At 37.6% G+C, this 15,717-nt stretch carries 13 protein-coding genes; 2 read left to right on the top strand and 11 right to left on the bottom strand.

Features of this window, described 5'->3' with window-relative positions:
- Positions 1 to 316: 316 nt before the first annotated feature.
- From trxB to COD92_RS17855, 6 genes are all read right to left on the bottom strand, one after another.
- Positions 317 to 1,267 (bottom strand): thioredoxin-disulfide reductase, encoded by a 951-nt coding sequence (trxB, locus tag COD92_RS17830; protein ID WP_098530348.1) that lies wholly within the window; start codon positions 1,265 to 1,267, stop codon positions 317 to 319.
- Between the two features lie 90 nt (positions 1,268 to 1,357).
- On the bottom strand, positions 1,358 to 2,851 hold the full coding sequence (locus COD92_RS17835) for a tetratricopeptide repeat protein (RefSeq protein ID WP_098530349.1): 1,494 nt from the start codon (positions 2,849 to 2,851) through the stop codon (positions 1,358 to 1,360).
- Positions 2,852 to 3,243: 392 nt separating this feature from the next.
- Entirely contained in the window at positions 3,244 to 4,278 is a 1,035-nt protein-coding gene (iolG, locus tag COD92_RS17840; RefSeq protein WP_098530350.1) for a bifunctional inositol 2-dehydrogenase/D-chiro-inositol 1-dehydrogenase, read from the bottom strand.
- Positions 4,279 to 4,376: 98 nt separating this feature from the next.
- Complete coding sequence (locus COD92_RS17845; RefSeq protein ID WP_098530351.1) at positions 4,377 to 5,804, bottom strand: sugar porter family MFS transporter; 1,428 nt, start codon at positions 5,802 to 5,804, stop codon at positions 4,377 to 4,379.
- 29 nt (positions 5,805 to 5,833) lie between these two features.
- Entirely contained in the window at positions 5,834 to 6,748 is a 915-nt protein-coding gene (iolE, locus tag COD92_RS17850; protein WP_098530352.1) for a myo-inosose-2 dehydratase, read from the bottom strand.
- A gap of 186 nt (positions 6,749 to 6,934) precedes the next feature.
- Positions 6,935 to 7,801, bottom strand: a complete 867-nt coding sequence (locus tag COD92_RS17855; protein ID WP_098530353.1) for a helix-turn-helix domain-containing protein — start codon at positions 7,799 to 7,801, stop codon at positions 6,935 to 6,937.
- 281 nt (positions 7,802 to 8,082) lie between these two features.
- Between COD92_RS17855 and COD92_RS17860 the strand changes: the two genes are divergently transcribed.
- On the top strand, positions 8,083 to 8,946 hold the full coding sequence (locus tag COD92_RS17860) for a sugar phosphate isomerase/epimerase family protein (RefSeq protein ID WP_098530354.1): 864 nt from the start codon (positions 8,083 to 8,085) through the stop codon (positions 8,944 to 8,946).
- An 84-nt stretch (positions 8,947 to 9,030) separates the two neighbouring features.
- Here the strand turns inward: COD92_RS17860 and COD92_RS17865 are convergent, their stop codons facing one another.
- The 4 genes from COD92_RS17865 to COD92_RS17880 all read right to left on the bottom strand — a co-directional run bounded on the left by COD92_RS17865 (position 9,031) and on the right by COD92_RS17880 (position 13,918).
- Complete coding sequence (locus tag COD92_RS17865; RefSeq protein WP_255286646.1) at positions 9,031 to 10,452, bottom strand: sugar porter family MFS transporter; 1,422 nt, start codon at positions 10,450 to 10,452, stop codon at positions 9,031 to 9,033.
- Positions 10,453 to 10,605: 153 nt separating this feature from the next.
- Positions 10,606 to 11,772 (bottom strand): Gfo/Idh/MocA family protein, encoded by a 1,167-nt coding sequence (locus tag COD92_RS17870; RefSeq protein WP_098530355.1) that lies wholly within the window; start codon positions 11,770 to 11,772, stop codon positions 10,606 to 10,608.
- Between the two features lie 28 nt (positions 11,773 to 11,800).
- A complete protein-coding gene (locus COD92_RS17875) occupies positions 11,801 to 12,724 on the bottom strand; it encodes a sugar phosphate isomerase/epimerase family protein (RefSeq protein ID WP_098530356.1) in 924 nt (307 codons plus the stop codon).
- A gap of 333 nt (positions 12,725 to 13,057) precedes the next feature.
- On the bottom strand, positions 13,058 to 13,918 hold the full coding sequence (locus COD92_RS17880; RefSeq protein ID WP_098530357.1) for an AraC family transcriptional regulator: 861 nt from the start codon (positions 13,916 to 13,918) through the stop codon (positions 13,058 to 13,060).
- A gap of 273 nt (positions 13,919 to 14,191) precedes the next feature.
- Here COD92_RS17880 and COD92_RS32090 point away from each other — a divergent pair, with 273 nt between their 5' ends.
- Positions 14,192 to 14,362, top strand: a complete 171-nt coding sequence (locus tag COD92_RS32090; protein WP_176541195.1) for a hypothetical protein — start codon at positions 14,192 to 14,194, stop codon at positions 14,360 to 14,362.
- A gap of 132 nt (positions 14,363 to 14,494) precedes the next feature.
- On the opposite strand, the gene COD92_RS17885 is transcribed toward COD92_RS32090, so the two are convergent.
- Complete coding sequence (locus COD92_RS17885; protein ID WP_098530358.1) at positions 14,495 to 15,694, bottom strand: FtsW/RodA/SpoVE family cell cycle protein; 1,200 nt, start codon at positions 15,692 to 15,694, stop codon at positions 14,495 to 14,497.
- Between the last annotated feature and the right edge of the window lie 23 nt (positions 15,695 to 15,717).

Genomic DNA, 15,717 nt, shown 5'->3' on the forward strand with positions numbered 1-15,717 from the left:
CTTAATGCGTACAGAAAGCGATAGCTTTCTGTAGCCAAGCATAAGACGAGCCGGTCGAAAGGTTGCTTTTTAACCTTTGGACGGATTGGCTTACAATTTCTAAGAATAGCGGAAGCGCCTGGATAGCGGCAGTGGATGGACTAGAGCTGAACCTTTCAAATTCAAACACCTAGAAAACAAAAAAAGAGCACAAGCTGCTGGGCCTGTGCAGAAAGGTATATATTTTAAAGGGGGTCAATTTCCCTAATTATACACCATCTTTATTTCACTACTGTTACAGGAGAGTTATAAAAAGGTTACGCTTTTAATTTATATATTACTTTTTTAATTTCAATTCTTCTTTAAGTTCTTCTACATAATGCTGAGCACTTTGAGCAGCAATACTGCCGTCACCTGTAGCGGTAACAATCTGACGAAGCATTTTTTCACGAATATCTCCCGCAGCAAAAATACCAGGCACCTTTGTTTCCATTCTGTCATTTGTTTCAATATAGCCATTTTGATTAGTAATACCAAGATTCTCAAATGGTTTTGACAGTGGAACCATTCCGATATAAATGAAAACACCATCTGCCGGTAATTCCTGTTCTTCGCCGTTTTGCGTTGAAACAAGCGTTACACTGCCGACTTTCCCATCTTTATCATTAATCGATTTAATCGTATGGTTCCAAATAAAGTCAACTTTCTCATTCGCAAAAGCACGGTCTTGAAGGATTTTTTGCGCACGTAACTGGTCACGTCTGTGGACGATCGTTACTTTTGAGGCAAAACGGGTTAAATAAACGCCTTCTTCTACTGCAGAGTCGCCGCCGCCAATTACAAATAATTCTCTTCCTTTAAAGAATGCTCCATCACAAACCGCACAATAAGAAACGCCGCGTCCGCCTAATTCTTTTTCACCCGGAACTCCGACTTTCTTATATTCAGCACCTGTTGTGATGATGACAGAGTAGGCTTTGTATTGTTTTGAACCAGCGTTAACAATTTTGTAATCGCCATGGTCTTCAATTCCCTTAATATCACCATAAGCATATTCAGCACCAAACTTTTTAGCATGCTCAAACATCTTGGTTGATAAATCCGGCCCTAAAATGCTCTCAAAGCCTGGATAGTTTTCAACATCCTCAGTATTGGCCATTTGCCCGCCCGGCATACCGCGTTCAATCATAAGTGTGGACATGTTTGCACGAGATGTATAAACGGCAGCCGTCATCCCTGCAGGACCAGCGCCGGCAATAATGACATCATAAATTTTATCTTCAGTCATGTAACTCACTCCTATATAAAAAAATACGATTAAGTATTAGTATTCCCACTTAATCGTATAAAACAATTGAATTATAGTCCACGAATATGCTTAGTTCAGATAGTTGTTAACCAATTTTACATATTTACCGATTGTGGCAGTAGACAAACCATACCGGTCAGCGACTTCCTGCTGTGAAACTTTCTCGCTCCGCAGCTTATGCCACAAATATTCGACCGCTCCAGCCCAGGCACGTTTATTTTTTAAGTCGACTCCAGCTTTTGAAGCTTCCACAAAAATAGAAAACCAGAGAAGATACAACCCGGACTCAATCGTCCCAATGGGTTGGTGTTTTTCATAAAATAGTTCAGCCACTTCTTGAGCATCCTCGGTCTTTGATGATTTCCCCAATCGAATCATGGAGAGATAATCTTTTTCCAACTTGGTAAACTTCTGATTCTGAAACAGACGCTTGGAACTGATGATTTCTTCTTTTTTACTTGAGACAGTTGTCAAAAAGAGCGCAAACAACCTCTCCTCAACATAGTCACTATCAAGTTTTTGAAAAATCGATTCTGACAGTTCTTCAAATCCGTTTACTCCTGTCTTTTCTAGGTTCCATGGTTCTGAACCTTCTTTACCAGGACTAAGCTCCAGCACCTTTTTCCAAATGCTTTTTGCAAAATTTTCGAAGCCTGTGTAAAAAGCGGAATAGGAAAGCCAATAATAAAATGGGCCATCTCCGTCAAAGCCATGTTTATATAGTTTTTTCAGCCATTGGTAGGCTAGTTCGTATTCGCCCACTAACGCAAAAGTCGCACCAAGTTTGTATTGATGTTCACTTAAAAGGGGCTGAATTTTCTTCAAAACAAGAAGCATTTCCGTCACTTTCTCTGTTTGCCCCTGGTAATGGGCAAACACAAGCTTGTTACAGAGGGCATGTAGATTGCCAGGATTACGTTCTAATACATCTACTAGAATCGCTTCCGCTTTTTCCACTTTTCCTAAATAAAAATAGGCTAATGCTAAATTATTATAAGCGGACCAGTATTCCGGGTATTCCTTAACAACATCTTTCAATAGCTCAATCGCCTTTGGGAAATAGCCGGATTCCAGCAGTTCTCGGGCCTGTTCTTGTTTGATGATTAAGTCATCCTGCTCATATAGCTCATCCTCGAATTCTTCCGCTTCCAAGGTGAGGACTTCTAATAAATCTTCGGTGTCTTCGGAAAAGTCACCATCCGGATCTAGCTGAAGATATAATTTGCTATGATGATACGCATCTTTAAAAAATCCCATGTGGGCATAATTATTTGCTAAAAAGTAGTGGCATTCCGCCATTTCTGGATCAAGCTCTTCAAGGATTTGATGCAAGAGTCGGTTGGAATGTTCGAATTCGCCAAGTTCTGTCGATACAATCGCCAGCTGGCAAGTAATCATTGGTTCACCCGGCTCAAGCTGAATCGCCCGCCCAAGATATTTTTTGGCTTTGATAAAATCTCTTCGATGGTATGCCTTAACACCCTTCTTGAAATAATATTCGCCCGTTGGAACAAATGATAATATTTTTCCCTTTTGAATTCTTGCCTTCGCTTCTTTCACCATGAAGTCCTCCACATTTTTCAACATAACTTATGTAGTATAGCATATTTAGTGGGTGTTCGAGAAGGGGGTGGTGGATTTAACTTATGGATTGAAATCGACTGCTTGCGCCATATAAAGTACACATGTTGGAATTGTGAGGTGTTCTCTCCTAAATAGGCAGATACCATTTAAATCAAAGGCTGTTGATTGTAGCAGAAGGCGGTGAAGACTCCTACCGAGGTACGGAGCAGGGGAGACCCTTTAGCGCCGAGGAGGCTCTCCGGCACGCCCGCGGAAAGCGAAGCCGCCTGGAGAGGAAATCAACATTCAAGATTAACCCAAATCGAATAAAAGGAAATGGATTACTCCATTTCCTTTTTATAAACTATTTAACTGTAATATGCTCTAAAGGATTACACCGTTTGAAGTTCTTTTTCATTATAGAATGCTGGTCTTTCTTGAAGGGTAATCGCTTCTTTTTCACCTGTTTGTTGAGCTTTTACACATGCATCAGATGTAACTGCTGCAATATAGCCATCCCATGAAGTTGGTCCTTCGGGCTCGCCTTTTTTTGTAATGGAATCAATAAAGTCTTGAATTTCCACATTGTATGCATCCATAAAGCGGTATTTCCAATCGTTTAAAATGCCTGTGCTTAATTTTTCATCTTTTCTCATGACAACACTGGAGAATTCAGGTAGTTTTACGATTCCCTCTTCACCAATCACTTCACATTGAATGTCATAGCCATATTTACAATTCACAAATACTTCCACACTCATGACAATGCCACTGTTCGTTTCAATTGTAAATAATTGTGGATCTTGCAGTTTATCATGTGAATATTTGGTCTTTCTTGGAAAAACAACTTGAACGGATTTATAGTCATCATTGACTAACCAGTGAAGTGCATCAATTTCGTGAATTAATGTATCCGTTACTGCCATATCCGTTGTATAGTTTTCACCAACGATTGGATTGCGGTGTGCAGCACGAATCATCAATGGCGCACCTATTTCATTCTTGTCAATCACTTGTTTTAATTGTACGTATCCGCTATCATAACGGCGCATAAATCCAACCTGAACTAATTTCTTACCCTGCTTCATTTCTGCTTCGACAATTCGCATACAGCCTTCAGCCGTGGTTGCTAAAGGTTTTTCACAAAATACATATTTACCAGCTTCCACTGCAGCGACAACTGTTGCTTCATGGGCAGGACCCCAACTTGTGACAAGGACTACATCCACATTCTTATCCGCAATGAGCGCTTTATCGTCTGGATAAACTACCGCATCTAATTGATAGATTTCAACCGTTTGCTTTGCAGACTCTTGATTAACATCTGTTACGGCTACTATTTTTCCACCAGATAATTTATTTGTAATTCGATCAATATGCTCTCTTCCAATTGCTCCTGTTCCTACTACACCAAATCTTAAAGTCATGTTGATACTCTCCTTTTATGTTTACATATTTAATGGATATAACTAGGCAACGCTTTCATTTTTCAGTTAATTCATAATTCAATTATAGTTTTATAACATTATTGATTAGAAGCTTGTTTATGACTTTTTTGTTCATAGCTTCGGAAATCACTTTCTAACTGCTCAAGTGACTTTCCTCTTGTCTCTGGCAATATCTTATTCACAAAAATAATAGCGGCAATACCACACACTGCGAAAATAAAGAATGTGATCGATAAGCCTACTGCACTTAGTAAGATTGGGAAAAACAGCCCAACAAGGAAGTTTGTGATCCATAAGCAGAATACTGTTACACCCATTCCAATACCACGTAATTTTAATGGGAAGATTTCTGATAACATTAACCAGGTTATCGGAGAAATAGCACCCTGCTGGAATGCAAGGAAGGTAACAGTCAAGCTAAGTACAACCAACGGAAGTGCTGGTGACCCTTTAAGTACTAATGAGAACACCCCAATTAAAGCAAGAGCAGTTGTTGTACCCGTCAATCCAGCGATTAGCATTGGACGCCGGCCAATTTTCCCTAATAACCAGATTCCAACGAAAGTGGCAATGACTGAGATCGCTCCATTGGCAATATTCCCCATAAGTGCCGCATTGGTTGAAAAACCGGATTTTTCAAGAATTTGAGTCCCATAATACATAATAGAGTTAACACCTGTAATTTGCTGTACAATGGCAATCCCGATTCCAATTCCAACAATCCGGCGGACCCATGGTACGTTTAAATCCTTAAATGTCGCATGTTGAATTTCTGATTCATGAGCAATATTTTCTTTCATCTCTTTAAGTTCAGAATCCGCAGCGTTTGCTTCCCGTATTTCTTTAAGGACCCTTAATGCATCTCCCCATTTTCCTTTGGATGCTAGCCAACGCGGGCTCTCTGGAACCGCTAACATTCCAAACCATAATACAACAGCTGGAAGTGACGCAATCACTAACATATAACGCCAAACATGTGAAGCTCCCTCACCAATCGTATTTCCTAGGATGGCATTAAATACAAACGCTAACAGCTGACCGGAAACAATCATTAATTCGTTCTGGGTAACCATCCTGCCCCGCTTCTCGACCGGAGACATTTCTGCTAAAAAGGATGGCACCATAACAGATGCAGCCCCAACGGCTAATCCCAGCAAGAATCGGAAGACGATCATAACACCGGCAGACGGTGAAAGCGTACATCCAATTGCAGCAATAAAGAATAGTAAAGCGAGATTTAAAATCATTTTGCGGCGGCCAAAACGGTCGGATAAACGCCCGCCAAATACGGATCCAAACGCAGCTCCAAAAAGTAATGAACTTGTAACGAGACCTTCCGTCGCTGGTGTCAAGTTTAGCTGGTCAGGTTTTGCCATAAAAGGTAATGCCCCGTTAATAACACCGGTGTCATAACCAAAAAGAAGTCCCCCAAATGTAGATATAACCGTAATCTTTTTTAAAGCTTTTTCGTAATCACGTGTTTTTTTAATCGCCTGATTACTCATATTCTCCCTCCCCAGGGTTCGTTTTTTTATTAAGCTTTAATCAATGAACCATTTTCTAATGGCAGTAATTCTTCATTAATATAATTACGGGCTTTCAAGGCATACTCCAACGGATGTGCAACTGAGGGGTCTTGTTCTGCTTCAATGACAATCCAGCCTGAATAATTCGTTTCCAGAAGCGTCTTGTATACCTCTGTAAAATCAATGCAGCCGTCACCAGGAACGGTAAACATTCCTGCCAAAAAGGATTGTAAGAAGGACTTTCCTTCTCTTTCACATTGTTCTTTTACCGCTTGACGTACATCTTTAAAATGAACATGTTGGATACGATTGATATGTTTATTTAATAGAGTCATATAATCAGCATCTGATACGTAAATATGTCCGGTATCATACAGCAAATGAACGTGATTAGGATCGGTGTTTTCCATAAGACGATCAATCTCGGCTAATGTTTGTACGCCCGTCCCCATATGATGGTGAAAAACTAGCTTCAAATCATATTCTTCAGCAATTTTTCCTAATTGGTTTAGTCCTTGGCCTAACTGATCCCATTCTTTATCTGTGAAGTATGGCTTTTCATTGAAAACATTTTTATCAGTACCTTGAATACTATAGGTTTGTTCTGATACAACAGCAACAGCTGCGTTAACCGCTTTCAAATACTCGCAATGTTTATGGAAAGCTTTAGAGGCTTCTTCCACACCGTCACGAATAATAAAACTGCTAAACCATTGTCCCGCAATTTTTAGGTTGCGAAGTTGAAGCTCTTTGTTCAATACGTTAGGTTCTGGAAAAAAGCCGCCAACTTCTGTTCCCTCAAAGCCTGCTACTACAATATCACTTAGTAAGTGTGATAAGGTATTCTCTGCCCCAATTTCTGGAATGTCATCATTTCGCCAACCAATCGGAGCAATCCCCCATGCAATTTTTTTATTTTCCATCGTTTAACCTTCTTCCTTTTAAAAGTAGGACTGTTTAACCGGTTGTCCCTATTTTATAAGTAATCGAGATTCAATGTATTATAAAAAATTGCTATGAAATTATCATTTCTTGCTAAAATTTAATTAGTTCATCAAAAACTAACAAAAAGATACCCACTTAGTTGGATATCTTTTTGAGAGATGTAATTAAAAACATTGTTTTCTAAACTTCCCAGGAGTGATGCCTCCAGTAGATTGGGAGAACACCTTAATAAAATGACCAATACTATTAAATCCACAATCCATGCTTATTTGCTCGATTGAAAGATTGGTTCCCACCAATTGATTCTTAGCTTGGATCAATCGGTAATTTAGTACATATTGGTGAGGACTGGTTCCAATATACTTTTTAAACGTACGACAAAAATGATAGGTACTTAAATTGGATATTTCACTCAGCTGGTCGACGGAAATTTTAGATGAGTAATTCTCACTTATATAAGTCAGTACCGCTTGAATTTCGGTTGGTACTGCTTTTGCAACGTTTGCATCTCTGTTTTCAAACGTATTACGAGTACTTTCTACTAAATTACCCAGCAGTTCATAAATTTCTAAAGATATCTTAAAGTCTATTTCCCTGTTTGAGGCAATAAGGGATAAAATATTCGGGATATTATTTTTTTCTACAGGCAGTTTAAAAACACATCCCTTTCTTTTATATAACTCATTATAGATATCCTGTATGTGGTTTCCTGTAAAATGAATAAATTGGAAGGTCGTTTCTTCAGATACATAATAGTTATTCTTTTCTTTACAATCCAAAAGAACAATTTCATCCTTTGAGGCTACAAATGATTGACCCAGATAGTGGAAATGCATCGATCCTTTTTTTATATAAAAAAGGATAAAGGAATTCATATAATCACGCTTAATGCTATAGGGAACATCTACTACATATTCACCGCCCCATAGGACATAATGATATAATTCTTTCGTTAAAGCGGAAGGTTCATAAAAATATAATCCCTTTTTTGACTTGATGCCAGGTTCTACTTTTGGAATATAGTAATTCATTTTTTCACCTCTCACTAATTGTAAACAATAACAATATAGTATATTTTATACTAACTCAAAAAGGAATGGTCTATTTTTAGGTACTATTCCAATATTTTATACCAAGCACAGTGAATATTCTCTAAATATCATGTAAACGCCCAATTTATTACCAAAAGTTATCAAACAAATTATAAAATAGCACCAAAACACAATTTTAGAGCAAGATTATATAGAGTAAATAAAGAAAATTTCTATTAAACTGAAATCGCATACATAAGTTGAAAAATGGAGGTTTACCAATGAAATTATCATTTAATGAAGGAACAACATTCGAAAGTGCTTCTCTTCAACAGAATTTAGAGTATTGTGAAAAACACGGTTACGATTTTATCGAAATTCGTTCAATTGATCAGTTAAAAGATTATCTTAAAGAATATACATTAGATGATTTAAAAGCCTATTTTGATACCCATCATCTTAAACCACTTTCATTGAACGCATTATGCTTTTTTAATAACCGTACGAAAGAAGACGAAGAGAAGATTATTGAGGAATTCAAAGAATACTTGGAGATTTGTAAAAAAATAGATTGTCCATATATTTGCGTGGTACCTTCTAATATTGATGTGACGGAAAAAGGAAAAACATTGACGGAAGAAGTAAATGCAAGTTGTATTCGAGTTTTAACCCATCTATCTGATTTAGCCGAACCATACGGAGTAAAGATTGCGATTGAGTTTATCGGAATTCAGGAGAATACGGTTAATACATTCGCACAAGCATACAGTATTGTAAAAGCGGTTAATCGAAATAATGTTGGTCTAGTGTATGATACTTTCCAATTCACTGGAATGGGGTCAAGATTAGAAGATGTAACAGATGAAACAGCAGATAAATTGTTTATTTTCCATATAAACGATGTTGAGGGTTTTCCAATTGGCCAAATGCGTGATAGTGACAGAGTATGGCCTGGGCACGGTGTGATTGATTTAGAAGCGCATTTGAAAAGATTAAAAGAATTGAATTATGATTTTGTCGCATCCGTTGAGTTATTCAGGCCAGAATATTATCAAATGGATCCTGAAGAAGTTATCAAAAAAGCAAAAGAAACGACCTTGGAAGTTTTGGAAAAGTACTATCATAAACACGCTGTTCATAATTGATCGAAAGGCATAAAGGATCTTTTGTAGAAAAAATCCTTTATGCCTTTTTTATTATTTAATACATTTTTAGTTTTAAAGTTCTTCTTACTGGGCCTGACTAAAAGATTTTTTCATATTACCTTTATCATACTTTGAACGGAACTGCTCCTCCAACTCTTCAAGCGTAAGTCCATTTGTTTCTGGCATAAATTTGTAGACAAAAGCAATTCCCAATAAGCCAATTACAACGAAAGCAAAGAATGTAGCGGATAAACCGATGGTGCTTAAAAGAATAGGGAATGAAAAACCAATAACAAAGTTGACAGCCCATAGGAAAAATACACTAATACCATTACCAAGGCCTCTTAATCTTTGTGGGAATATTTCCGCAGCAACTAACCATGTTACCGGTCCAATACAACCTTGCATAAAAGCTAGGAATAAGACAGTCAAAGAAAGTACAAGATACGGCAGTACAGGAGAACCTTTAAGTACCATTGAAAATATTGCAATCAATAAAAGTGAGGTGGTTGTGCCAGACAAACCAATTATCAACATTGGACGGCGGTTCACCTTGCCAATCATCCAAATACCGAATATTACAGCAAGAACGGAAATAAGTCCATTTGCAATGTTTGCAATTAATGCAGTCTTCGTACCAAAACCAGCCTGTTCTAGAATTTGCGTACCATAATACATAATGGAATTAACACCAGTAATTTGATTCACGACGGAAATTCCAATACTAATCAACAAAATACGGCGTAACCATGGTGTAGAAAAGTCTTTAATCGTTGCTTTTTCGAGATCTGCGTCTCTTTTTACGGATTCTTCAATTTCCTTAAATTCTGCAATAGCTCGTTTCTCGTCACGGATTTGTTTAAGGACGCTTAGCGCCTCATCCTTTTTCCCTTTTGAGGCCAGCCACCTTGGGCTCTCAGGGACCTTGAGCATACCTATAAATAACATAAAGGCTGGAATTGCACAAATAAAGAGCATGTAACGCCAAACATGTCCTGTATCCCCCATTGTTACACCAAGAATAGCGTTAAAAACATAAGCTAATAATTGTCCGCCGGTTATCATTATTTCATTCTGGGCCACCATTCGTCCTCTATTCTCGGCAGGTGCCATCTCTGCCAGAAAGGACGGTACCATTGATGATGCTCCTCCAACAGCAAGTCCAAGCAAGAATCTAAAGGTAACCATTACTGAAACATCGGGAGCAAATGTAGTTCCCAGTGTTGTGATCAAGAATAATAATGAAAGATTAAGGATCATTTTACGTCGGCCATAACGGTCTTGCAGCTTCCCTCCTAGTAAAGCACCAATTGCTGCACCTGCAAGAAGCGAACTGGTCACAAGCCCTTCTGTAGTTGGTGTAAGATTAAGCTGGTCACGTTTTGCCATAAAAGGTAAAGCGCCATTAACAACTCCAGTGTCATATCCAAAAAGAAGTCCCCCAAATGTTGCAGAAATCATAATCGTTCGTAAATTACGTTTAAAATTCCCTACTTGATTACCCATGTATTTTCCTCCCAAGGTTTTATTTTTTAATTATCTTTCCCCTTAAGCCTCTCATTCTATAAAACTGACAGATTGTTAAAGCGTTTTCATTTAGTTTTATACAATAAGGCCTTTTAGATCATCAAAGGCCTTGATTGTAATGAAACCTTATGTTTATTGGTATTCAATCCATACAGCACCATTATCTGCAGAGCGTACACAGTTCTCAACCCAACGAACACCTTCTACCCCTGCCTCGATTCCTGGATACCAAGATGTATCAAACGCTTCTCCGCGATCTGCTGCAACCATCGCCTTGGCAAAACGAGTATATAGATTTGACCATGCTTCAAATAGTCCTTCTGGATGGCCTCCACCGATACGATCATCTGTAAGTGCTTGTGGATAGAGATAATCCATACCACGATCTAAAATCTGTGCCGGTTGACCTTGAACTTCATATCTTAATTGATTAGGATGTTCATCCCACCATTCAATGCTAGCTTTCGAACCTATCACACGAATCGTTTGCCCATGCATTGAACCTGCATTTACACAGGAAGACCAAACATAACCAACAGCACCGTTATCATATTCCATAATGGTAAATGCGTTATCCTCAAGTGGAGCACGGCTCTTAACAAAACTCTGGCGGGAACACATTAATTTTTTAATTTTTAAGTTTGGCAGCATAACCTCGGATATGTACAATGGATGTGTTCCTACATCACCCAAAACATAACTTGGACCTGCAACCCTTGGATCAACACGCCATTTCGTGCTTTCACTATTTTCTTCTACTGCAGCAGAATGGAAACCATGTGCAAACTGCATTTTTACGATTCTGATTTCTCCCAAATCTCCATTTTCAATCATTCTTCGTGCTTGATCAATCATCTGGTGTCCAGCATAACCATATGTAACGCCAACAACAAGATTTTTTGCTGTCGCAATTTCTTGTAATTCAAGTGCTTCTTCAGTGGTAAAACATAGAGGTTTCTCACACACAACGTGAAGTCCAGCATTTAGAGCTGCTTTCGTGATTTCATAATGTGTTCCGTTTGGAGTAGCAACAGAAACTGCTTGAATCCCATCATCACGCTTTGCTTCTTCTTCAAACATTGTTTTGTAGTCAGGATAACAACGTTCTGGATCAACATGTAAATTCATTCCAAAGTCTTTTCCGCGTTCTGGATTAATATCAAAGGCACCCGCAACCAATTCAAAATTATGATCACGTAACGCAGCTGAACGGTGGATATAGCCAATTTGACTTCCGCGTCCACCACCTACCATTGCCCAGCGGATGGGCTGCTCAACGTTTTTTTCACCATTAATCATGTTTTCATTCTCCTTTTTTCAAAATCTATTAATATCCAACACTCATTAAATAATCCACACTTTGTTTTACATCACGTAAACTGGTATCAGCGTTTCTAGGGTCCCGTTCCTGTTCGATCGTGATATAACCATGGTAATTGATCTCTTTTAACAAAGAATGAATGGAATTGTAATCTATGATGCCCTGTCCGATTGGGCACATGACTCCTTTGGCGCAGGCCTCGAAAAATCGAATATGTTCCTCCATAACTTGATCGTAAACATCTAGATCAATATCCTTAAAGTGTATATAATCCAGACGGTCCTTGTTGTCTTTAAGCCATTGAACCGGATCCATTTTTGAATAATAGAGATGCCCTGTATCCAAGCAAAGTCCTGCTATTTCATAAGGAATATCTTCTAAAAGCTGCTTTATTTCATCTTCAAATTCCATATAACCGCCAGCGTGCGGATGGATCACCGAACGTACACCATACGTATTCCATGCCCGTTCTGAAAGAGCACGAATATGTCTCATCATTCTATTCCAATCCTTTGCGGGTAATCTTGGTGCCCGATCTGAATGGCCGGCATTATAATCCCTTTCATCATGCCCCCAGTCAATAATGACCAGATAGGGAGTTAGGAAGTTTTGACCTTCCTCCTTTGGGGAAGGCGGAAGGTTTGTTATCAAAGAACAGATATCGTCTACTTGCTTTAACAAATTTTCCAAATTACTTTCTGATACTAAATCATCAAAGATGGTCCCTGCGATGATCGTTAAGTCATTTTTGTCGAGCTCTGCTTGTACTCTATCAATTTCCATAGGAATATAACCATATGGTCCTAACTCAATACCCTTATAACCAGCTTGCGATGCCTCCTTTAAAACTCTCTCCCATGGCGGCAGATTAGGGTTTTTTGGATCATCCACACCCCAGCAGCAAGGCGCTCCTGAAATTTTTATACTCAATTGAAACACCTCCAAAACTTATAAATTAATTATAAATCCAGCCTTTGTTAACCGCTTTCACTATCTTGTTTAATTTAAGCGGTTTTTTCTACATAAATAATAAAAAGTTTCACTATCTTGTTTTTTGTAGTTTTTGAAAGATTTTGAATGTTTTTTAACGAGAGATTCTTTAAATTTCCCGAGAAATGTAGAATCCTGTTATTTAGTTGCTAATATAGTACGTTTTAGAATTTGAAGGCCACTGTTACCTATTAAGAGGAGAACTAAGAGAAAAAATAAAAAGCACTAGTGACTAGTGCTTTTTAGCTTTCATATATTTGAATAGACTGGTTTCTACCCTTCACTTTTAATCCATAGCTGTCGGTATTTTTTGGGAGACATGCCGACTGTTTTAGAAAAGAGGGTCGTAAAGTAACTGGTATTATCGTAGCCAACTATACCAGCAATATTTGTAACACTTTCGTTTGTATTAATAAGTAGGGACTGTGCTTCGCCGATTCGACGTCGAATAATATATTGAATAGGAGAAAACCCAGTCGTTTCCTTGAAAAGATGTGCCAAATAATAGGGACTTATGTGAAGTGTTTCCGAAAGAGAATTCAATGAAATTTCCTCTAAATAATGTTCATCCATATAAGCCTTGATGGTGTTAGATAAAACTGACTCCTCTGATTTTGATAAGACGTGGTTTTCCTGCGGGATTTGTAGGATATGCGTCAGAAGTGCACGCAGCAGATAACTGCACATTTCCTCTGCTCCAGTTTTTCCCTCAGAAATTTGTGAATACATCATTTCTAACAATGCTTCCATCTTCGAAGCATCCTTTCCACTACGCAAAACATATGAAGATTCCTTTGAAACCAAATGATTCCTTGGTAACCAAGGCAGCTTCACATTTGTAATCCCTAAACAAAAAACGCTCATATTTGTATCCGGATTTCCATATTCATCGTGAAGAACGCCTTCGTTATATATTAAAATATCACCTTTAAGCGTTTTATATTGTCGTTCACCAATCAAATGACTGCCATTTCCTTCTTTGATAAAAATAATTTCCAATAGATCATTGTGCATATGCATCGTTCTGGGTAAGCTTGTGTGGGTTGGATCAACATTACAAATATAGAGCAATTTGGGGATTGAACCATTCTCGAATGTTGGATTAAAGTCCTTTTTTACAAAATACTGAGTCATTATGAGTCCTCCTAAAACATTGCAGTAATGAGACTGTTAACCCAAAGTTTGAATTACCTTCTACCTAGACTTTAAAGGATGAATACCACAAATGACAACTTATTTTTTGAGTAGGTAAAAAAAGAGAAATATTGAGATTAATTCACATTTACACGCTTTCATTATGAATGTTAACGCTTTTTCCGCACTTGTTTTCGTTTTCATGATGATTGCTAAAGAGACTACCAAGGTACAATATTAAATTAACCAGTTTATTCCTAGGGAGGAATCATGATGAAAAGAATAATGGAATTCCTTAAACATACAATACAATCTTTTAACAATTCTATGGATCAATATGGAGAAGCACGAATCGTTTTTTATGAAAGTATGTCTCCTTTAAGTGAGAAAAAAATAATTTCATTTAACAAAGCCTATACAAAAAAACGCGGAGCGGTCCTCTAGACCATCTCCGTGTTATGTTATTCATTTAATATTAAGGTTCAGCTGCAGAATTTTTCTCACTGATAAAAATTGGGCAATAGGTTTCCCATAACTCATCTAAAAGCTGGGCGGTTGCCCTCTAAATTGTCCCATCTATTTTGTAAAATTATATACATTTTTCCTATTATTATTTTTACCGTTTTGATTCTTTTTGTTTTTATATTTCTTTTCATAATTAACAAACATTGAAACATTGACTAAAATTCCAACAGCAATCGCTAATTGGATAAGAGAAGATCCTCCATAACTAACAAATGGAAGTGGAACACCGGTAAGTGGGATGAGGCCAGAGACACCAGCAATATTAACGAAAGCTTGGATGCCAATCATGCTTGAAATACCGATTGCTAGTAAACTTCCAAAAGGATCTTTGCATTGCAATGCAATATATATCCCTCTTAACACAATATACGCTAATGTAATGATAACAAAACCAACACCCCATATTCCTAACTCTTCCGCAATAACAGCTATAATAAAGTCTGTATGCGATTCTGGTAAATAACCAAGCTTTTCGATACCTTTTCCCAATCCTAAGCCATTTATCCCACCAGAACCAATTGCTATGTATGAATTTACAAGATGGTAGCCCGATGTTTGTTGAAATTTAAACGGATCATTTAAGACTTCCAATCGATTCATTCGAACAGATGTAAAAATTTTCTTATAAAATAGAAGAACAAATGGTAACAGTACCATAACACCAATTGTAACTAGTTTGGCTAAATTCTTAATGCTTGTGCCTGACGAAATGATGATTGCTCCAGAAAATAATAAAATTAACTCCACTGTCCCGAAATCTGGTTGAATGGCTATTAATAAACAAACTATTCCTAAATAGATTAATGGACGGACAACCCCTTTTTTAAATTGATTTATATATTCCTGCTTTTTAGCATACATAGCAGATAAATAAACTATCACACAAAGTTTAACAAATTCTGCAGGCTGAATACTAATCGGTCCAATTTTAAACCAACTTTGTGCATTCCCAGCCACATGACCAAAGACAAAGAGAGCCATTAAAACAACAAGGGATGAAAGAACCATGTATATAAGTATTTTTCGGTTTTTCAGGGCCTTATAAGGGAATAAAGAAGTGATAACAAAGAAAAAAGCACCTATTATTAGAAATACTTTTTGTTTCTGATAGAAATAATCACTTGCAACACCATACCTTTGTACAGCAGTAGCCATGCTTGCACTATAGACCATGACCAAACTAAAGAGAGATAATAAAGTGATTGCAATAACTAAAGAATAATCATACGATCTTAGTATTTTCCTAAACATCATTTCCTCCTCTTTTTTTAAAA

Source organism: Bacillus sp. AFS037270, from assembly GCF_002585305.1.